The 20,613-nt window shown below is 61.2% G+C and carries 17 protein-coding genes; 11 read left to right on the top strand and 6 right to left on the bottom strand.

Features of this window, described 5'->3' with window-relative positions; genetic code table 11:
• Positions 1-159 precede the first annotated feature (159 nt).
• Genes Q7W83_RS17645 through qhpG form a run of 4 tightly spaced genes read left to right on the top strand, consistent with a single transcriptional unit; the run spans position 160 to position 5,735 of the window.
• Complete coding sequence (locus Q7W83_RS17645) at positions 160-2,064, top strand: sigma-54-dependent Fis family transcriptional regulator (protein WP_150633768.1); 1,905 nt, start codon at positions 160-162, stop codon at positions 2,062-2,064.
• Positions 2,064-3,782 carry an ABC transporter ATP-binding protein gene (locus Q7W83_RS17640; protein WP_150637608.1) on the top strand — a complete coding sequence of 573 codons (1,719 nt, stop codon included), beginning with the start codon at positions 2,064-2,066 and terminating at the stop codon, positions 3,780-3,782. The genes Q7W83_RS17645 and Q7W83_RS17640 overlap by 1 nt, the downstream gene beginning before the upstream one ends.
• Positions 3,772-4,449: a subtilisin-like serine protease QhpE gene (qhpE, locus tag Q7W83_RS17635; protein WP_150637606.1), complete on the top strand. Its 678-nt coding sequence runs from the start codon at positions 3,772-3,774 to the stop codon at positions 4,447-4,449. The genes Q7W83_RS17640 and qhpE overlap by 11 nt, the downstream gene beginning before the upstream one ends.
• Positions 4,446-5,735: a flavin-dependent monooxygenase QhpG gene (gene qhpG, locus Q7W83_RS17630; protein WP_150633771.1), complete on the top strand. Its 1,290-nt coding sequence runs from the start codon at positions 4,446-4,448 to the stop codon at positions 5,733-5,735. The genes qhpE and qhpG overlap by 4 nt, the downstream gene beginning before the upstream one ends.
• 120 nt (positions 5,736-5,855) lie before the next feature.
• Here qhpG and Q7W83_RS17625 read toward each other — a convergent pair whose 3' ends face one another.
• Together Q7W83_RS17625 and Q7W83_RS17620 are read right to left on the bottom strand one after the other, a co-directional pair.
• Positions 5,856-7,346, bottom strand: coding sequence for an aldehyde dehydrogenase family protein (locus tag Q7W83_RS17625; protein ID WP_150637604.1), 1,491 nt, complete (start codon positions 7,344-7,346; stop codon positions 5,856-5,858).
• Positions 7,347-7,577: 231 nt separating this feature from the next.
• A complete protein-coding gene (locus Q7W83_RS17620; RefSeq protein ID WP_150633773.1) occupies positions 7,578-8,306 on the bottom strand; it encodes a hypothetical protein in 729 nt (242 codons plus the stop codon).
• 357 nt (positions 8,307-8,663) lie between these two features.
• On the opposite strand from Q7W83_RS17620, the gene peaA reads away from it, so the two are divergent.
• The 4 genes from peaA (at position 8,664) to peaD (ending at position 13,225) form a co-directional block, all read left to right on the top strand.
• Entirely contained in the window at positions 8,664-10,244 is a 1,581-nt protein-coding gene (peaA, locus tag Q7W83_RS17615; RefSeq protein ID WP_473656409.1) for a quinohemoprotein amine dehydrogenase subunit alpha, read from the top strand.
• An 82-nt stretch (positions 10,245-10,326) separates the two neighbouring features.
• Positions 10,327-11,757, top strand: a complete 1,431-nt coding sequence (gene peaB, locus Q7W83_RS17610; RefSeq protein ID WP_150633775.1) for a quinohemoprotein amine dehydrogenase maturation protein — start codon at positions 10,327-10,329, stop codon at positions 11,755-11,757.
• 1 nt (position 11,758) lies between these two features.
• Positions 11,759-12,082, top strand: a complete 324-nt coding sequence (gene qhpC, locus Q7W83_RS17605; protein WP_008027961.1) for a quinohemoprotein amine dehydrogenase subunit gamma — start codon at positions 11,759-11,761, stop codon at positions 12,080-12,082.
• Between the two features lie 24 nt (positions 12,083-12,106).
• On the top strand, positions 12,107-13,225 hold the full coding sequence (peaD, locus tag Q7W83_RS17600; RefSeq protein WP_473656408.1) for a quinohemoprotein amine dehydrogenase subunit beta: 1,119 nt from the start codon (positions 12,107-12,109) through the stop codon (positions 13,223-13,225).
• Between the two features lie 131 nt (positions 13,226-13,356).
• Here peaD and Q7W83_RS17595 read toward each other — a convergent pair whose 3' ends face one another.
• Positions 13,357-13,758 carry a lysozyme inhibitor LprI family protein gene (locus tag Q7W83_RS17595; RefSeq protein ID WP_150633777.1) on the bottom strand — a complete coding sequence of 134 codons (402 nt, stop codon included), beginning with the start codon at positions 13,756-13,758 and terminating at the stop codon, positions 13,357-13,359.
• Between the two features lie 266 nt (positions 13,759-14,024).
• On the opposite strand from Q7W83_RS17595, the gene Q7W83_RS17590 reads away from it, so the two are divergent.
• Entirely contained in the window at positions 14,025-14,507 is a 483-nt protein-coding gene (locus Q7W83_RS17590; protein WP_473656407.1) for an SRPBCC family protein, read from the top strand.
• Between the two features lie 550 nt (positions 14,508-15,057).
• Here Q7W83_RS17590 and inhA read toward each other — a convergent pair.
• The gene (inhA, locus tag Q7W83_RS17585; RefSeq protein ID WP_150637593.1) at positions 15,058-15,753 is read right to left on the bottom strand and encodes an isonitrile hydratase; all 696 of its coding nucleotides are present in this window, start codon (positions 15,751-15,753) and stop codon (positions 15,058-15,060) included.
• A 90-nt stretch (positions 15,754-15,843) separates the two neighbouring features.
• Between inhA and Q7W83_RS17580 the strand changes: the two genes are divergently transcribed.
• On the top strand, positions 15,844-16,815 hold the full coding sequence (locus tag Q7W83_RS17580; RefSeq protein WP_473656406.1) for a GlxA family transcriptional regulator: 972 nt from the start codon (positions 15,844-15,846) through the stop codon (positions 16,813-16,815).
• On the opposite strand, the gene Q7W83_RS17575 is transcribed toward Q7W83_RS17580, so the two are convergent.
• Positions 16,812-17,201 carry a hypothetical protein gene (locus tag Q7W83_RS17575; protein ID WP_150633781.1) on the bottom strand — a complete coding sequence of 130 codons (390 nt, stop codon included), beginning with the start codon at positions 17,199-17,201 and terminating at the stop codon, positions 16,812-16,814. The genes Q7W83_RS17580 and Q7W83_RS17575 overlap by 4 nt on opposite strands.
• 170 nt (positions 17,202-17,371) lie before the next feature.
• Positions 17,372-19,195 (bottom strand): glycoside hydrolase family 15 protein, encoded by a 1,824-nt coding sequence (locus Q7W83_RS17570; protein WP_473656405.1) that lies wholly within the window; start codon positions 19,193-19,195, stop codon positions 17,372-17,374.
• Positions 19,196-19,434: 239 nt separating this feature from the next.
• Here Q7W83_RS17570 and Q7W83_RS17565 point away from each other — a divergent pair, with 239 nt between their 5' ends.
• Positions 19,435-20,607, top strand: coding sequence for an MFS transporter (locus Q7W83_RS17565; protein WP_150633783.1), 1,173 nt, complete (start codon positions 19,435-19,437; stop codon positions 20,605-20,607).
• The last annotated feature ends 6 nt before the right edge of the window (positions 20,608-20,613 follow it).

The following is a 20,613-nucleotide window of genomic DNA, read 5'->3' as shown; positions in this document are numbered from 1 at the left end:
GAGCAAGTGCCGGCAGCTTTCGCGCACGAACGATAACGCGCTCGTCCCGATGAAATCCAAATGCCGTAAGGCACTTGCCATCGCCCTGACGTTAACGTAAAGATTGCGGCAGGGCGCTGAACTTAAAAAAGCGCAGGGCGGACCGATCCGGAGCGCTTGATGACGCTAATAAAAACAACTTCCCCCAAGCTGCACCGTGAAGCCCGGCTGGCCCGGGAAAAACTCCACCTCGAGGGCGAAGTCCCCGATGGGGTGTTGCGGGCGGAAATCGATGCATCGTGGCGGCGCAGCCTCAGCCATGGCGTGCATTTCAACAGCAAACATGAACTGGCGCTGGAGTCGAGTGCGAGCCTCGACGTGCTGCTGGCGAACAATCGCCTGTTGATCGACGCAGCGTTGCCAGCGATCGATTACCTGGCTGACCGTCAGGGCAAGGAAGGCCTGATCATCCTCGCCAATTCCGATGCCACCATCCTCGCGGTCGAAGGCCGCGCCGACCGTCTCAAGGGCAGCGGCCTGCAAGACATCACCCTTGGCGCCTGCTGGAGCGAAGCCGCTCGCGGCACCAACGCGCTGGGCACCGCACTGGTGGAGGCCCGGCCGACGATGATCGATTGCGGCGAGCACTACCTTGATCGCCTGACCGATTTCTCCTGCACCTCCGTGCCGATTTATTGCCCGCAAGGCGATATCCTTGGCGTCCTCGACCTGACCCGCGAAGGCCCGCTCGGCCGCGTTCACGACAGCACCGCGTTGCTGGCCATGGCCGTCAGTCAGATCGAAAGCCGGGTGTTCAACGCCAGTTTCCCGGACCAGATCGTCCTGGCCTTCCACAGCCGTCGGCAATACCTCGAATCCCCTTGGCAGGGCCTGTTGGCGGTGAGCCTCGGCGGGCAGATTCTGGCAGTCAGCGCCCAGGCCTGTCAGTTGCTCCACGCCGAACGCTCGGCACTGGTCGGTCGTCGTTGCGAAGAGTTTCTCGGCGTCGACGGCCTGCAACTGTTGTCGCGTCTGCACCAGGGCGGCATCGGCAGTTTGCAGACCGCCAAAGGCGAGTTCTTCTACAAAACCCTGCGCGCGCCGCAGCGGTCGATCAACGTCAGCACGCCGCCGCGCAGCACCGCCAAAACCGCTAAACCGCAACCCGATCTCGACGCCCTGGCCGGCAGCAATGTCCGCTATGCCCGGGCCTTGCGCATGGCCCGTCAAGGGCTGGCCAATGAGTTGCCGGTGTTGCTGCTCGGCGAAACCGGTACCGGCAAGGAAGTTATTGCCCGTGCCTTGCACATGGCCGGCAGCCGCTGCGACAAACCCTTTGTCGCGGTGAACTGCGCGGCGATTCCCGAAGGCCTGATCGAGTCCGAACTGTTCGGCTACCGTGAAGGCGCGTTCACCGGCTCGCGGCGCGGCGGCATGGTTGGTCGTTTGCAACAGGCCCACGGCGGCACGCTGTTTCTCGACGAAATCGGCGACATGCCGCTAGCCTTGCAGGCGCGTCTGCTGCGCGTCTTGCAGGACCGTAAAGTCGCGCCTTTGGGCGCCGGTGAAGAACAGGACATCGACGTCGCCCTGATCTGCGCCACCCACCGCGACCTCAAACGCCTGGTCGAAGAGAAACACTTCCGTGAAGACCTGTTCTACCGGGTCAACGGCATCAGCGTGATGCTGCCGGCTCTGCGCGAACGCGACGATTTCAGCGCTTTGGTCGGTCGTCTGCTGACCAGACTCGACGCACCGGGCATGGTCCTGCATGACGATCTGAATCGCCTGCTCGCGGGCTATCACTGGCCGGGCAACATCCGCCAACTGGAAATGGTCTTGCGCACTGCGCTGGCCATGCGGGAACCGGGGGACACCGTACTCACCCTGGACCACTTGCCCGACAGCATGCTCGACGAACTGAACGCCAGCGAACGCCCCCCGTCGGGCAGTATTCGCGAAAACGAACTGGAGTTGATTCGCCAGTCGCTGGACAGCCATCAGGGCAACGTCTCGGCCGCCGCCGATGCCTTGGGCATCAGCCGCGCAACCTTGTACCGCAAGCTCAAACAGTTGCGTACGTGATGCAGCGCTTGATCGTTCGGCTGATCGAGAGTCAAAACCCAGAAGCGCTGCAAGCGGCGTTGCGCTGGCTCTACAGCTTTGTGCGTCCGCATCGTCTGGCGATTGCCGGGCTGCTTGGTTTGTCGGTCTGCGCCTCGTCGTTGGTGCTGGTGCAGCCGTGGTTGACCAAGCTGCTGATCGACGATGGCTTGCTGGCCCGCAACTTCCCCATGCTGGTGCTGATCGCCGGCCTGATGATCATCGCCGGGCTGCTTGGCACGGCGCTCTCGGGGATCAATCGTTACCTGCACACGCGACTCTCCGGGCGGATTCTGTTTTCGCTGCGCGACGACCTCTATCGGCATTTGCAAACCCTGTCGCCGAGCTTCTACGGGCAACGGCGCATCGGCGATCTGATGTCGCGCCTCGATGGCGACGTCGCGGAGATCCAGCGCTTCGCCGTGGACTCGTTGTTTTCGGCGGTATCGAGCGTGATCGGCCTGGTGGTCGCGGTGGCGATGTTGCTGACCTTGTCGTGGCAACTCTCGTTGCTGGCGCTGGTGCTGATTCCCCTCGACGTGCTCTGGCTGCGCTGGATGCGCCGCAAGGTCGAGCGCGATGTGCGTCAGTTGCGCGAGCGTTCGGCGGACATGTCGTCGTTCATGGTCGAGACCCTGCCGGTGATGAAATTCATCCAGTCCGCCGGTCAGCAGCAGCGTGAATCACGGCGCCTGGAGGCATTGGGGCAAGGCTACATGAGTCAGCTGCTGCGCCTGCAAGTCACCGAGTTTTTCACTCAGGCCGTGCCGGGGACGCTGACTTCTCTGTCCCGTGCCTGTGCTTTTTTGATTGGCGGTTATTGGGTGGTGCAAGGGACCTGGCAACTGGGTGCGCTGATCGCGTTTTCCACCTATCTGGGGATGGCGGTCGGGCCGGTTCAAAGCTTGCTCGGGCTCTATGTCGCTATTCAGCGGATGACCGTCAGCCTCGGGCGCGTCATGGAATTGCGCGGTGAGGAGCCGACGGTGCTGACCCCCGTTGAACCCAAGCCTATGCCAATTTCCGGTGAACTGCGTTTCGACGACGTGCACTTCAGCCATCCCGGTCGGCCGAGCACTTTGCGCGGCATCGACGCGCGGATTCCCTACGGTTTGAAAGTCGCCCTGAGCGGCGGCTCCGGGGTCGGCAAATCGACGCTGATCGATTTGCTGCAACGCCATCACGACCCACAGTCCGGGCGGGTGTTGCTGGGCGAGGTCGACCTGCGGGAACTGGACCTGTTCCAGTTGCGCCGGCGGATCGCCGTGGTCAGTCAGGACATCGTGCTGTTTCGCGGCAGCCTGGCCGACAACCTGGCCTACGCCGTGCCCGACGCCAGTCGTGAAGCGATTGCCGAAGTAGCGTGCCTGGCACAACTCGACAGCCTGATCGCCTCATTGCCCGAAGGCCTCGACAGTCCGTTGGGCGAACGCGGGCAGCAGTTGTCCGGCGGGCAGAAACAGCGCATCGCCATCGCCCGGGCGCTGTTGCAGGATCCGCTGATTCTGGTGCTCGACGAAGCCACGTCGGCAGTGGATGAAGCCACCGAACGCGAAGTGATCGAGGCCATCGACCGACTGTTTGCCGGGCGCACGCGTATCCTCATCAGTCATCGCCCTTCGACCCTGGCCGATGCCGACCTGCGCTTTGAATTGCTCGACGGCGTGCTCACGTCGAAAACGGTGCTGCATGAAGTCTGAACTGCGAATCGGTGTGGTGGACAGCGGCCATTCGGCGGCGCAGCGGGTGCAGGTGATCGCCGGACGAGGGTTCTCGTTGCTGTCGGACGGTCTGGCCGAAAGTGACTTGCGCGACGACCCGCTCGGTCATGGCAGCGCGGTGATCGAAGCCATCAGTCATCGGGCCCCTTCGGCGGTGTTCTGCGTGGCTCAGGTGTTCGATCAGCGTGGCGTCACCAGCGCCTTGCAGATTGCCTCGGCGATTGACTGGCTGGTGGCGCAGGACGTGCGGCTGATCAATCTGAGCCTCGGGTTGCGACAGGATCGCAGCCTGTTGCGCGAGGCGTGCGCAGCGGCAGTGGCGCGGGGCATTTTGCTGTGTGCATCCAGCCCGGCGCAGGGCGAGGGTGTGTTCCCGGCGAACTATCCACAGGTGCTGCGGGTGACCGGCGATGCCCGTTGCGCCGAACAGGAATGGTCATGGCTCAACAGCGCGCAGGCGGATTTCGCGGCGTGCGTGCACGGGACCTATCCGGGGCAGTCCGGCGCCAGCCTGGGCTGTGCGGCGTTGAGCGGGCACATCGCCGGTTTCCTGGTTGCACATCCCGAGGCGAGCAACGAGCAGGTCATTGACTGGCTGCGGGAAAACGCGCGTTATCGCGGGCCTGAACGGCGTTTCGGCGCATGATTCTGATTCTTGGCGCTGGGCCGGCGGGGGCTGCGGTGGCCTTGGGTTTGCGCCGGCTCGGTTACGCCGTGACGCTGGTCAGCGAGTGGCGGCGGTTTGCGGCGCTGGAAGGCGTTTCCATCCGGGTGCTGGAGGCCTTGCGCGGTGCCGGTCTGCATCAGGCGCTGGCGGATGCGGCATTGCCGTCGCAGCGGCAGGTGTCGTGGAACGGTCAGCAACACGCGCAAAACATCGAATTTCTACTCGATCGGCCGAGCTTTGATCGAGGTCTGCGCGAGGACCTGCGCCTGGCGGGCGTCGAGTTGATTGAAGGCCGGGTGCTGACGGTACAGACCTCGGCGACGGGGCATCGGGTCGAGATTGAGGGGCATGAAGCGTTGCTCGCGGACTTCCTCGTCGAGGCGCGCGGACGCCAGGCGCCGGCGCTCGGCAAGGGGCTGCGCGGGCCAGAGACGGTCAGCCTGCTCAATCGCTGGCAAGGTGCGCCGGGTGACACCGCCAGTGCCGTGGAAAGCCTTGCGGACGGCTGGGCGTGGATGGCGCGACGGGCGGACGGTCAGTGTTATTGGCAGTGGACGGTGGACGTCGCCAGCGCTGCGCTGCCGGGCAAGGCGCAATTGCTGGATTACTGTCGCCAGCGGCGCCAGGGCTCGACGCTGGCACGGGCGTTTTTTGCGAACGAACCTGAAATCGACCTGCAACTGCATGCGCGCAGCAGCACCGCGATTCTTAACCCGCAGGTGTGTGGTGAAAACTGGATTCGGGTCGGCGATGCGGCGATGGCGGTCGACCCGCTGTCAGGCAACGGGATTTTTCAGTCCTTGTCCTCGGCGTTGCAAGCGCCGACGGTGATCAACACGTTGCTGCGAAAACCTGAGCGAGCAGCGCTGGCGCAGCGCTTTCATCAGCAGCGGATAGAGCAGTTGTTTTTGCGTTTTGCGCGGATCGGGCGGGATTTTTATGCCGATGAGCAGCGTTGGCTGGATCAGCCATTCTGGCAGGCGCGGCGGCAGTGGCCGGATGCCGAGGTGGCGCACGCCGAGGCGGATTTTTCTTCGTTGATAATCGAGCGAGCGCCGGTGTTAAAGGATGGTTTTGTGGATGAGGCTGAGGTGGTGATCACGGCAGATCAGCCGTTGGGGATCTGGCATGTGCAGGGGGTTGAGCTGGCGCCGCTGGTGCGGCGGCTACAGACCGAATCCGCCGGGCAGGCGTTGGCGGGGTTGACGGTGGAGCAGGGCAGGCTGGTCAGGAGTTGGCTGTTGGCTCAGGGGTTCAAACCTTGAATTTATGTTGACTGGCCTGGCCACTTCGCGAGCAGGCTCGCTCCCACAGTAGTTTTGTGTAAACCACAATCCCCTGTGGGAGCGGGCTTGCCCGCGATGACGCCCGAGAGGGCGCCGCTACTACAACTTGATCAACACCGACTTCAACTCCGTGTAATGCTCGATCGCCGCATACCCCATCTCGCGCCCAACCCCCGACATCTTGTACCCGCCAAACGGCAACGCCGGATCAAGCGCACTGTGGCAATTGACCCACACCGAACCCGACTTGATCCGCGGAATCATCCGGTGCACCGCCGCCAGGTCATTCGACCAGATGCTCGCGCCAAGCCCGTAGGGACTGTCATTGGCCATGCGCAACGCATCGGCCTCATCGTCGAACGGAATGGCGACCAGCACAGGCCCGAAGATCTCCTCCTGCACCAGCGAATGCTTCTGATCGACATCGACGATCACCGTCGGTTTGACGAAAAATCCCGGCCCGAATTGCTCACCGCCGCACGCGATGGTCGCGCCACTTTCCCGGCCCTTTTCGATGTACCCGTATACGCGCTCCTGCTGACGCGCCGAGATCAGTGGCCCCATCTCCACGCTCGGGTCCAGCCCGTTACCGAGCTTCATGGCGTTGGCAATGTCGGCGATGTCCGCCACCACATTGTCGAAATGCTTGCGCTGCACATACAGCCGCGAGCCGGCACAACAGACCTGACCCTGATTGAAGAAAATCGCACTGGCAGCGCCTGCTGCGGCGGTCTTCAGGTCGGCGTCGGCCATGACGATGGTCGGCGATTTTCCGCCCAGCTCCAGGGTGACGCGGGTCATGGAGTCCATGGCGATCTTGCCGATCTGCTTGCCGACGGCGGTGGAGCCGGTGAAGGTCAGCTTGTCCACCAGCGGGTTGTGGGTCAGCGCCGAACCGGCGGTGATGCCGGTGCCGGTGACCACGTTGAACACGCCCTCGGGGTAACCGGCTTCAAGCACCAGTTCGGCGAGTTTCAAGGCGGTCAGCGGGGTTTCATCGGCGGGTTTGAGCACCACGGTGCAACCGGTGGCCAGAGCCGGGCCGAGTTTCCAGCAGGCCAGCAGCAGCGGGAAGTTCCAGGCGACGATGGCGCCGACCACGCCCACCGCTTCGCGACGAATGAAACTGTGGAACTGATCGTTTGGCATCAGCGGCAACGACACTTCCACGCTGGAGCCTTCGATTTTGGTCGCCCAACCGGCCATGTAGCGCAGGAAGTCGATCGACAGCTGCACGTCCATCACCTGGGCCACCGCCGCGCTTTTACCGTTGTTCAGGCACTCCAGTTGCGCCAGCAGTTCGGCGTCGCGCGCCATCAGCTCGGCGAGTTTCCACAGCAGGTTCTGCCGCTCGCGGGGGCGGGTGCGGGTCCAGGCGGAATCATCGAACGCCTGACGCGCCGCGAGCACCGCACGGTCAACGTCTTCGGGCGTGGCCCGCGGCACCACACACAGCACTTCACCGGTGGCCGGGTTGTGCAGGGGCATGGTCTGGCCGTCGGCAGCCTCGACCCAGTCGCCGCCGATAAGCATGCGCGGGGCGCGCTGGATGAACGCCGAGGTGGCGGGAAGCAGGTAAGGGAGCGTCATGGCGAGGCCTCTTGTTGTTCGTGAGAACGAGGCTTTCGCAATGGCTGTGCCAACTGTCCGCAAGGGCCTGATAGCCCTTTGGCGGCGGGCGCGGGATCAAATCCGCGGCCGCCCGGTTCTGCCACGTTGTCGCAAATCGCGACGGTGCCTGAGATTCCAGAGACGGTTTTTTCAGCCCCGGCCGAAGAAGAGGCCCGGGCTGATTCGGGCGATACGCTGAGCTGTCTGCAATCAGACTGTTTCGTCGATCTTCTTGGCGTTGCGCTCGGTCAGCATCTGCACTTCCATCTCTTGCGTCATCCGTTCGCCTTTGCTCCACAACTGAGAAGAGAAGAAGCCGTTCAGGGTTTCAGCGTTTGGCGTCGAGCCTTTCTTCAAGAACAGGGCACCCAGATCGATGGTGTTGGCGAAGTTCTCCTTGTTCAGGTTGTACCCGCCCATGTAGCTGCCCCCCCATACGGAGTCGGCGGCCACCAGCTCGATGGAGGCGTCGCGGTAACTGCTCGCTGCCGATTTGAGCGAACTGGAGGCATTCAGCAAATTGTTCAGCCGATTCATATCGGAAGAACTGAGCGCGCCTGAAGTGTTGAGGGCCTTGAGGCTTCCATCCGCTTGAATGGTGAAGCCAAATTTTTTGTCGGCGAGATCCGGATAGGCGTGGGCCAGCGCAGACTGGAACTCTTCAAAAGAGGATTTCAGCGATTGATGCGCGTTTTGGTGCCGTTCGGCAACCTGAGGGAAGTCAGGTGAGCGGGATCGGCCGATCCAGGTCTCGATCGATTCGACGGTCGGACTGGTGGCAGGCGCTTCATCGCTTGGATGATAAATCGCCGCCGGATTGATGTTTACCGTCGTTTTCTGCTGCTCTTCACTCAGCGTTTTCGCTGTCAGGGGTTGGCTGGACTGGCTGAGCTGAGCGGCCGATGGCTGTATCAAGGCAGAGTTTAAAGAAATTGCCATGTCGTCATTCCCTTAACGTTTGTGTACGCAGGTTATCGACGGGCCGGGGGGGAACTTGAGTGCTGACCCGGTTCGCCAGGCTCGGTGAGTCACGTTTGGCCGGAGGCATCTATGCTTGTCTCAGACTGCAACAACTGTCGCGATATTAGACGCAGGCGCTCTCGATCAGGCAGGGTCAACAGTGGTCAACTTCACGCAACCGCTTGATTAAAAAGCTAATCGGCAAGCTGGCACGCTCCGTGTATTGCTCATCGCAGACGTTTCTCTTGCCTCCGTCTGCGGTGCGCCGCCGGCGGCAGAAACCATAAAAACGATAAGCCACAAAAATAAGAAAGCACCGTGCGAGGTTCGACGTTGATGAAGAGAAAACTCCGATCAGGCCTGAGCGCCAGTCTGCTGGCCGTGGCCGCCTGTGTGGCGCTGCATTCGCCGTATAGCCTGGCAGCCCGCGACGCCCAGACCATCCTCAAGGAAACCTGTCAGGGCTGCCACACCCCTGAAGCCGATAATGCCCTGAGCCGCATCAGCCACCAGCGCAAAACCCCGGAAGGCTGGCTGATGAGCATCGCCCGGATGCAGATCATGCACGGTTTGCAGATCAGCGATGACGACCGCCGCACCCTGGTCAAATACCTGGCCGACACCCAAGGCCTGGCGCCGAGCGAAACCGATGGGGTACGTTACGCGCTGGAGCGCCGACTCAATACCGTTGAGAAATTCGACGACCAGACCAGCCAGATGTGCGGCCGCTGTCACTCCGGTGCGCGGGTCGCCCTGCAACGGCGTCCGGCCCAGGAATGGGAGCGTCTGGTGAACTTCCACCTCGGTCAATGGCCATCGCTGGAATACCAGGCCCTGTCTCGCGACCGTGACTGGTTCGATCTGGCTCGAAAAGAAATGGTGCCACTGTTGGCCAAGCGTTATCCGCTGGACAACCCGGCCTGGAAAAAATGGCTGAGCGCAGCACCGAAAGCCGAGTCGTTTGTCGGTGACTGGAGCTTCAGTGGCCACTTGCCGGGCAAAGGTGAACTGGCCGGGGTGATGAGCGTCGGCGCCGCTGGCGACGACACGTTCAAGGTCAGCGTCAAAGGCCAATACGCCGACGGCACGCCGTTCAATGGCGACGGCAGCGCGATTCTGTACACCGGCTACGAATGGCGCGGCAACGTGACCATCGACGGCGTGACCATGCGTCAGGTGTTCGCCGCCCAGGGCACTGCCATGCAGGGGCGGATGTTCGAGGCCGAGCACGATGAACGCGGTCTGGACTTCGTCGCCGCCAAGCAGGGCAGCAGTCGTTTGCTGGCGGTGCAGCCGGGTTATCTGAAGGCTGGCGTCGAGACCGAAGTGACCCTGATCGGCAGCGGTCTTAGCGGCAAACCGAACTTCGGCAAAGGCGTGGAAGTGGTCGAGGTTGTCGAGCAAAACGCAGATCGTATCAAGGTCAGACTCAAGGCCGCCGCCAATGCCCAGCCGGGCCTGCGCAACGTCACCGTCGGCACGCTGAAAGGCCCGACCCTGTCGGTCTACAGCAAAATTGCCGAAGTCAAAGTCGTGCCCGAGTTCTCGGTGGCGCGGATCGGCGAGGGCGGTGGTTCGACACCGAAAGTCCAGGGCCGTTTCGACGCGGAAGCCTGGGGCAAGGGTGTTGACGGCAAGCCGTATCGCATCGGTGTGTTCCCGGCACAGTGGTCGGTCGAAGCCTTCGACGACCGCGCCAAGGAAGATGAAGACGTCAAGTTCGCCGGCACCATGCAGGCCGACAGCGGCGTGTTCACCCCGGGCGATGCCGGGCCGAACCCGCAACGCAAAATGTCCACCAACAATGCCGGCAACCTGAAGGTGATCGCCGCCGTCGACGACGCAGGGAAATCCCTGACCGGCGAAGGCCACATGATCGTCACCGTGCAACGCTGGAACAATCCACCCATTCCGTGAGTTGGCTGAAACCCGAGTCTTCAGACACTTTTTTCGGAATGACCGCAGGCCCCGTAAAACGGGGTGTGCACAGGAGGTTGCAATGGGCGCTATTTTGAATCTGGTTGAGCGGAACCTGCACGAAGTGCACGTCGATGCCGACCGCATGCTGTTTCACATTCCCAGCAGTTCGCTGTTCGCCAGCGATGAGCTGACGGGCACCATCATCGATACGTTGCGCGGTCCCGGCTGCTCGTCGGACGACCTGATCCAGCGACTGTCTTCACGCTTCAACGGCGAGGAAATCACCGAGACCCTGCGTGAGCTGATGTCCCTGGAACTGGTCAGCGACGGCTCGCCGCTGACGCCGGACATCGGCACCAAACGGGTCGAGCGCACCGCGATCAATACCGTGGTGCTCAACGTCAACACCGGCTGCAACTTGAGCTGCACCTACTGCTACAAGGAAGACCTCGACAAGCCGTCGGCCGGCAAGAAAATGGATGTCGAAACGGCTATTGCATCAGTGGAAATGCTGCTGCGTGAATCCCCGGATGAGGAACGTTTCACCGTGGTGTTTTTCGGCGGCGAACCGCTGAGCAACCGCAAGCTGATCGAATACATGGTCGACTATTGCGAGAAGCGTTTCCGCGAGGCGGGCAAGTTCGTCGAGTTCGTCATGACCACCAACGCGACGCTGCTCACCGAAGACACCGTGGACTACCTCAACGCCCATCGCTTCGGGCTCTCGGTCAGTATCGACGGGCCGAAAACCGTGCACGATCGCAACCGCATCACCGTGGGCGGGCAGGGCACGTACGACGTGGTGCGGCGCAAGGCCGAGATGCTGCTGTCGCGCTACAACAGCCGTCCGGTTGGCGCTCGCGTGACCTTGACCACCGGCGTCACCGACGTCGAAACCATCTGGGATCACCTGTTCAATGAACTGGGGTTTGCCGAAGTCGGCTTTGCCCCGGTGACCTCCGGCGACATCAGCACCTTCAACCTGACCAGCGACGAGTTGATCGAAGTCTTCGCCAGCATGAAGAGGCTTGGCCGGCGTTATCTGGAAGCGGCGCTGGAGCATCGCAACATTGGGTTCTCCAACCTGCACCAGTTGATCACCGACATCCACGAAGGCCACAAAAAAGCCCTGCCCTGCGGCGCGGGCCTGAAGATGCTGGCGGTGGATCACAAGGGCGAGCTGAACCTGTGCCATCGCTTTACCGGCTCATCGCTGCCGACATTCGGCAACGTGCACAGCGGTGTGAAACAGGTTGAGTTGAACGACTTCCTGTCCCAGCGCCTGGACCGCACCAACACCGGGTGCGAGGACTGCCAGATCCGTAACCTCTGCTCCGGCGGCTGCTACCACGAGAGCTACGCCCGTTACGGCGACCCGACCCACCCGACCTATCACTATTGCGAACTGATGCGTGACTGGGTCGACTTCGGCATCGAGGTCTACACCCGGATCATGGCCAACAACCCTGCGTTTATCAGCAGCTACATCACTCCGCGCAAGGCTCACTGATATGAAACATCTCAAGGCAATCAATAATAAAGCGTTGAAACTCGATGAGGCCGCGGCCGAAAACCGTATCGAAGAAGTGGTGGCGATGAGCTCCGTCGCGGGCTGCGCCTCGACCACCGACCCGGGTTGGGAGATCGATGCGTTTGGCGGTGTGTCGTCGCTGTGCCAGCCGATGGAAGCTGACCTTTATGGCTGTTCCGACCCTTGCTGGTGGCCAGCCCAGGTGCCCGACATGATGAGCACCTACCCGGACTGGAACAAGGATGCCCAGGCGTCCAACGACAATTGGCGCAACCTTGGCACTGTCTTCCCTAAAGACAAGTGATCAGATAAGAAGAAGGATTCCAGCATGCACAGCATCAAAGCCTGCGGCCTGGCCGCTTTCGCCCTCCTGAGCGGCTGTTCGCTCAGTGTTCTGGCCGATGAAAACACGGCACTGCAAGACGGTCACGAGTACATGGTGACCACTAATTACCCGAACAACCTGCACGTGCTCGACCTGGCCACGGACACCTTGTTCAAGACCTGCAAGATGCCGGACGCCTTCGGTCCGGGCACCGTTCAGTTGTCGCCGGACCGCAAGACCGCTTATGTGCTGAACAACCACTACGCCGATGTCTACGGCGTCGAACTGGACAGCTGCAAGCAGGTGTTCCACGCCAGCATCACCCAGAAGCCGGGGGAGAAAGCTAAGTCGATGTTCGCCTTCACCCTCAGTCATGACGGCAAGGAACTGTTTGCCATCGCCAACCCGACGTTGATGCTCAATGACCGCTACGAAGTGCAGCAGCCGCGCCTGGATGTCTACGCCACTGACGCAGGCATGGACGCCAAACCCGTGCGCAGCTTCCCGGCGCCACGGCAGCTGACCATCATGCAGAGTGGCGACGACGGCACGCTGTACGTGGCCGGGGCGGATGTCTACAAGGTTGATGTGAAAACCGGCAAGTTCGATGTACTGATCCCCAGCCGTCACTGGAAGCGGGCCAACTACAGCGCACCGGACGTGCTCTACGTGTGGAACCAGCAGACCTATCGCCATGACTTTTCGCTGCTCTACACCGCGGCGAAGTTCAAGGACAAGAAACAGGACCCCGCCACCGCCGAGTACCTCTACGGGCTGTTCAGCATCGACCTGAAAACCGGCAAGACCGAAACCACCGACTTCGGCCCTTTGACGGAAATCTACTTCAGCGGCATGCGCTCGCCGAAGGACCCGAACTTGATGTTTGGCGTGCTCAATCGCCTGGCGAAGTACGACATCAAGGAAAAGAAAATGCTGCAGGCGGCGACGCTGGATCATTCCTACTACTGCATTTCCTTCAACAAGGAGGGCAGCAAGATCTACCTCGCCGGGACGTTTAATGACGTGGCGATTTTCGATCCCGAGAGCATGAAACAGATCGGCAGCATCAAACTGCCGGGTGGGGATATGGCGATTACCACGGCGCAGATATTTGTCCGGTAATTTGCGGCGTCTGAGCTGACGCCATCGCGGGCAAGCCCGCTCCCACATTTAATCGCGTTCTTTCTGGAAGAACTCGGTCGAATGTGGGGGCGGGCTTGCTCGCGAAGAGGCCATCGAAAACGCTAGAGAATTTACTGCCCAGGCACCGGGCAACTCAAATCCCCCTCCTGACACTTCAAGTAAATCTTGAAAGCCTCAACCCGCGCCTTGGTCAGGTCCGTGATGCAATTGCTGTAGATCAACGGATAGACACTTCCACCCTCAACCCCGGACGCGGAGAACTTGCACTCGGCATCCCGAAACCCGATCCACGCCCGCTGCGCGCCAACCAACAGCTTCTTGCTGTCGGGACTGCCTTTCAAGCGCTCGGTGATCTGCTGGTAAAGCGCATTCAACTCCTTGTCCGCTGCTTTGTTCTGCTGCGCCGCGCATTGATTCATCGTGGCCTGGTCGGTGGCGTTGTCGCAATCGGCGGCATGGGCAACGGTGGTGAACAGCAATGGCGTCAGCGCCAGGAGCACGCGTGGGTACATGGGGATTCTCGCTGTGACAGAAAAGATGAGGTGCAGTGTAGCGAAGGCTTATTCGCTTGCGGTGGCGCTGGAAGCCCTTAGTAAGTGATCAGCGCACGCTTGGATGTCCTTGCGCCTGTTTCACTTCTCACGTTCTCAACCCCGAACTTTGGCGCGGATGTGAGGCCGAATATTTCAGGCAGGGTTGATTGAGAAACCCGATTGATACAACTTTAAGGTTGGTCTTGTGGTCTTACAGGCCTACTGTTCAGTACAGGAGGTGACTTATGAACCCAGCATCAGATCGCATCGAAAGGAAGATCCTGCTTAAAGCGCCGCGCTCGCAGGTCTGGCGTGTGCTGGCCAACGCTGAAGCGTTCGGGCAGTGGTTTGGCGTGGCACTGGAAGGCAAGCGTTTTGTCGCCGGCGAATGGACTCAGGGGCAGATTACTTACCCCGGTTATGAGCACTTGCTGTGGAATGTCCTGGTGGAGCGAGTCGAGCCGGAGCGGGTGTTTTCGTTTCGCTGGCACCCGTATGCCGTCGAGCCGGAAGTCGACTACTCCCAGGAGCCCACCACGCTGGTGCTCTTCGAGCTTGAAGACATGGATAACGGCACCTTGCTCAGGGTTACCGAGTCCGGCTTCGATCATATTCCCCAGACGCGGCGGCTCAAGGCGTTCCGCATGGACAGCCGTGGTTGGGATGAGCAGATGAACAACATCGAAGAATTTCTGAAGATCAACACCAAGGCTCGCGAGCATCAGTAAGAGTAATGGTCTGCGGGCCCCGAAACTCGTGGCTTCCAGGCTCGACACCTGACGCGTCTAAGGGTTTTCGGAAGGGGTGGTATAGCGAATGTCTTACACGCATTGGTAACTATGTCGCCTGTTGCAGATTGGATCCGATGCGTAATCTAGCCTCATCAACCGGAACACAGGAAGTGCTTCGGGATCATGGATGATCGGCCATCAGCAAGGAACGCTATCGACAGGGAGTCGACATGGTCTTGGGAAAAACCCGCTTCGGCGGGTTTTTTTTCGTCTGTCGAAAGGGCTTTGGCGGATGAGTTCGACAAAATGGTCAATGGCTTACACCAGAGCGCGGGTATGTCGTCTGTTTACGCATGAACAATGCAGTTAATCTGGATTCATCAACTGAGTCGCAGGATGCACTCAGGATCACGGATGATCGACCATAGGCCTGGATGGCTGCTGACAGGATGTCGAAATGGTCTTGAGAAACCCGCTTAGGCGGGTTTTTTTGTGGGCGATGGAAAGTCCTCGGTGAAGCCAGACTTTGGCTTCACCGAGGAATGGATCAGCGTACTGCTACCTGATCGAGCTTCGCCGCCACACGCTCGGTGATTTCCGAGCGCAATTTCAACGACCCGGCAGCCCGTTTCTGCGCATCCTCCAGCACGCTGACCGGCGCAGTCTCAGGACAGCCCGAAGCAAACGGCGGCGCCGGCGCATATTCCAGCTGCAACTGCACCAGTTGTGCCGTGTCCTTATCGAACAATTCAGCGGCCAATGTCAGCGCGAAATCGATGCCCGCGGTGATCCCGCCACCGGTCAACAGGTTGCCATCGCGCACCACCCGATCCTTCACCGGGATTGCACCCAACGGCGCGAGCAATTCGTGATACGCCCAGTGAGTGGTCGCGCGTTTACCCTTGAGCAGGCCCGCAGCGCCTAGCACCAGCGCTCCCGTGCACACCGAAGTGACATACCGCGCATGGGCCGCCTGGGCCTTGATGAACGCTAACGTTTCGTCATCTTCCATCAACGGCCCGACACCGCTGCCGCCGGGAATGCAGATCACATCCAGCGCCGGACAATCGTCGAAGGTGACGGTGGGTTTCAGCACCAGCCCGGTGCTCGCGGTGACGGGCATCAGGTCCTTCCAGATCAGATGCACCTTCACGTCCGGCAGCGAGGCCAGCACGTCGTATGGGCCGGTCAGGTCCAGTTGCTGAACCTGCGGGAACAACAGAAAACCGATCTGCAACGTCATGGTGTTTTTCTCGTGAAGTGGGTGGACGGCTTCACTCTAGGCTCGTAGGATTTGGCGCATACGCCAATTACCCCACGAATTACGCCAAACATGCCCAAGTCTATTGATGTGCTCGCATTCGCCAACGTGCAACTGCTCGATGTTACCGGGCCACTGCAGGTGTTCGCCTCTGCCAACGATATTGCCCGCCAGAAAGGCTTGCCACCGCCTTATGCGCCGACAGTGATTGCCCGCGGCGGCGGGGCGGTGATGTCGTCAGCGGGCTTGGCGCTGTTGGCCGAACCGTTACCCGAGCAAAGCAGCGACACATTGATCATTGCCGGCGGCTGGGGCGTTTACGCGGCGGCGGAGGATGCGGCCCTGGTGGCATGGGTGCGTGAGCATGGGGCGGGATGCCGGCGGGTGTCATCGGTGTGCATCGGGGCGTTTTTACTGGCGGCCAGCGGCTGGCTCGATGGCCGGCGGGTGGTCACTCATTGGACCCGTTGCGAGCAGTTGGCGCAAAAACACCCGCGTTTACAGGTCGAACCCAATCCGATCTTCATCAATGACGGCCCGGTCTGGACATCGGCTGGCGTCACCGCCGGCATCGACCTCGCGCTGGCCATGGTCGAAGAAGACCTGGGGCGCAACATGGCGCTGGAAGTGGCGCAGCAGTTGGTGGTTTTTCTCAAACGTCCGGGCGGTCAGTCGCAGTTCAGCGTGACCCTGTCATTGCAAAAGGAAGGCAGCCGATTCGATGACCTTCATGCCTGGATCAGCGAACACCTCACCCTGGATCTGGGCATTCCCACCCTGGCGCTACAGGCGGGCATGAGCGAACGCAGCTTTGTCCGCCACTACCGCGCCGACACCGGCCAGACGCCCGCGCGGGCCATCGAACTGATTCGGGTCGAGACGGCGCGGCGGTTACTCAGCGATACCGGCGTACCGATCAAACGGGTCGCGGTGCACTGTGGGTTCGGCAGCGAAGAGACGCTGCGGCGCAGTTTCCTGCGGGCCATGGGCGTGACGCCGCAAGCCTATCGCGAGCGGTTTTCGGTGAGTTCCGAGGCAGATTAAGCCTCGGTTTCCACTACCTGATTGAAATACTTCGCCCGATCCGGCGTAAACGTCACCACCATTCCGGTCCGCGAGCACGTCAATGCGCGTTCTTCATCCAGGTCAACCTCCAGATCTTCCCCGCGCAAACCCTGCCATTGAGCAAGGTATTTGAGCGATCCGTACTTTTCGAGTTTCTTCAGGCTGCGGCTGACACCGCCTTTCCAACCCAGCACCGGCAGTTCACCGGCCCTGCATTGTTGGGCCATTTCGGGAAAACGGGTGGCGCGCTGGCGGCCGATTTCCCAGCATTTGATCAGGCCTTTGTCGGGGCCTTCCCACAGTTCATCGCGGTTCAGGCCGGATCGGAGTGGGGTGTCGATGCTGCGGTGGATGCGCTGGCTCATTCGGGTTCCTTGAATTCGGGTTTTGTTGGACAGCTCCGCTGTACCCGTTGAAGGGGATGTTAAGTGGGGGATGTAATGGGTGGCAACAAACGATTTCCGGGTGGGAGGCGCGCGGTTTTGTTGAGTGCTTGTAGGACCGTGGCCGACAGAGCCCGAGTGCCTAAGCAGGCTCAGGGCTGCCAGACATTTTTCTCTCCACTCAACTTCCGGTCCAGAAAACTCGCCGCGCTGATCAGCGCCAGGTGCGTCAGCGCTTGCGGCGTATTGCCCAGATGCCGCGCATGGCTGTCGAACTCTTCGGCGTACAACCCCAGCGGATTGGCGTACCGCAGCAGTTGTTCAAACTCCAGGTGCGCCTTTTCCACCTGACCGGCCCGGGCCAGGCATTCGACGTACCAGAACGAACACGCGGCGAACGCGCCTTCGGTGCCGTCGAGGCCGTCGATCCGCGTTTCTTCGTTGCGGTAGCGATAGACCATACCGTCGCGTACCAGGGTTTTCTGAATGGCTTCGAGTGTCGCGAGCCAGCGCGGATCCTTGGCGCTGACGAAGCGAACCAGTGGCATCAGTAGCATCGAGCCATCCAGCGCAGTGCCGCCGATGTGCTGGACGAAATGCCCGCGTTCTTCGTTCCAGAAGTTTTCCCAGATGTCGACGTAGATCGCCTGACGGGTCTGGTCCCAACGGGCAAACGGGGCGGGTAGGGAGTGTTTCGAGGCGAGGCGGATCGCCCGGTCCAGCGCGACCCAGCACATCAATCGAGAATGCAGAAAATGATGCTGCTCGCCGCGCATTTCCCAAATGCCGACGTCTTTTTGCTGCCAGGTTTCACAGACTTGATCGACCACTTCCGACGCGTGCTTCCAGCCTTCATGGGAGATGGCGTCGCCGTATTTGTTGACCAGGTACACCGCATCCATCAGTTCGCCGAAGATGTCGAGCTGGATCTGGTCGTAAGCCTGATTGCCGATGCGCACCGGCGTGGCGCCGCCATGGCCTGACAGGTGCGAGAGTTCGCTTTCCGGCAGCTCCTGGCGACCGTCGATGGCGTAGAGGATGTTGAGTTTCATCGGTTTGCCGTGGCAATCGCTGACCCGTCCGCGCAGCCAACTCATGTAGGCGTTGGCTTCCTCGACGAACCCCAGGCGCATGAAGGCATAGACGGTGAATGAGGCATCGCGGATCCAGGTGTAGCGATAATCCCAGTTGCGTTCGCCGCCCGGCGTTTCCGGCAAGCCGAACGTGGCGGCGGCGAGGATCGCGCCGTGTTTGCGCGAGGTCAGCAACTTCAGCGCCAGGGCCGAGCGGTTGACCATTTCCCGCCAGCGACCGCGGTAGTTGGACTGGCCGGTCCAGTCGCGCCAGAACTTTAAGGTGCGCTCCATGCACAAGTCTGCGGCCCCTTCCTTGAAACGAGGATCGTCGAAACCGCCCAGCAGAAATTGCGCGCCCTGGCCCTGTTCCAACGTAAATTCGGCTAACGCCGCGTCGCCCTCGACACGCAACACTTGATCCGAAGACAGGCGCATGGACGGCTGATCGGCGGCCTCGAAGGCCACGTCCTTTTCGTCCAGTCGCGCGCGGGTTTTGGCGCGAGCATAGTCATGCCGCACGGCGCAGCGCATGTGAAACGTCGCCTGGCCGCTGACCACCCGAACACGGCGTATCAGCACCGACAGATCATCTTCGCTGTCACCTATCGGCAACAAATCGGTGACTTCGACCACCGCACGTTCGCTGAGCCAGCGGGTTTGCAACACGTTGGTGTCGGGCAGGTAGATTTGCTCGCGGCGGGCGTCGGGCAGGTCCGGCGCCAGTTGGAAAATGCCGGCCTCGGGGGTATCCAGCAGCGAACAGAAAATCGACGGGCTGTCGAATTCCGGCCAGCAGAAAAAATCCACGCTGCCCTTGTCGTTGACCAGTGCGGCGCTGCGCATGTCGCCAATGATGCCGTGGGCGTCGATGGCGCTTTGTCGTTCTTGATGATCAGCCATTGCCGCGAAACTCCGGATAGAGGCTCATGCCGCCGTCGATGAACAGGGGGGCGATGAGGTCGAAGGAAATCTGCATGAAGGTTGGCGCCTTGAGACGAGGGCTTAATCAGGTGACTGATTTGGGTGGTGCAGAGTTCATTTGGTGAAAGAAAAGGGGCCTTCACATTCAACCAACAATTAGCCGCTTTCCCCTCGCTCAGCCTTGTGGCAACTTGCAGTCCCTTTTCGAGAGCCGAACCATGGCCAACCCCTACCGCGAACTGTTCAAAGCCCCGGGCAGCGGAGCCTTTGTGCTGGCCGGGATGATCGCGCGCATGCCGATTTCCATGACCGGCATCGGCCTGATCACCATGCTCTCGCAACTGCAAGGCGGCTACGGACTGGCCGGTGCGGTGGCGGCGACGTTTGCGTTGGCCACGGCATTTTGCGCGCCGCAGGTTTCGCGTCTTGTCGACCGGTTCGGGCAGCGCCGGATCTTGCCGGTGTCGGCGCTGATCGGTGGCGGCGCGCTGTTGCTGGTGTTGCTGTGCACGCGTTTGCAGGCGCCGAACTGGACGCTGTTTGTGTTCGCGGCGCTGGCCGGTTGCATGCCGAGCATGTCGGCGATGGTGCGGGCGCGCTGGACCGAGGTTTATCGCGGCCAGCCGCAATTGCAAACCGCGTACGCCCTGGAATCGGTGCTCGACGAGGTCTGCTTTATTGTCGGCCCACCGTTGTCGGTAGGTTTGTGTGTGGTGGCGTTCCCCGAGGCCGGGCCGTTGGCGGCGTTGTTGATGCTGGCGATTGGCGTCACCGCGTTTGTCCTGCAACGGGACACGGAACCGGCGATTCATCCCCATGAAGAACACCATCAGGGCTCGATCATTCGTTCCAGCGAGATTCAGTTGCTGATGCTGTTGATGCTGGCCATGGGCACCATCGTCGGCGTGGTCGATGTGGTCAGCGTGGCGTTCGCGCAGCAGCAGGGCCAACCGGCGGCGGCGAGTATTGTGCTGTCGGTATACGCGATCGGCTCCTGTCTGGCCGGGCTGGCGTTCGGGGCACTGCGCTCGAAAGTGCCGTTGCCACGACTGTTTCTGTACGGCGGGGTGGCGACGGCGGTGACTACGTTGCCGTTGCTGCTGGCGAGCAACATTCTCGGGTTGTCACTGGCGGTGTTCGTTGCCGGACTGTTTTTTGCGCCGACGCTGATTGTGGCGATGGCGTTGGTGGAGCGAATCGTGCCGCCGGCCAAACTCACCGAAGGCCTGACCTGGCTGGTCACCGGATTGAGCATTGGCGTGGCGGTTGGTGCGGCCAGTTCGGGTTGGCTGGTGGATGCGTTCGGGGCGCGCAGCGGGTTCTGGGTGGCCATCGCCGCTGGCGCCGTCGTGCTCGGGTCAGCAATCCCCACTTATCGCCATCTGAAATAATGCTTT

This window comes from Pseudomonas sp. 300 (assembly GCF_055803035.1).
Note: the sequence above shows the minus strand (reverse complement) of the source record. Positions and strands in the feature narration are given on the sequence as shown.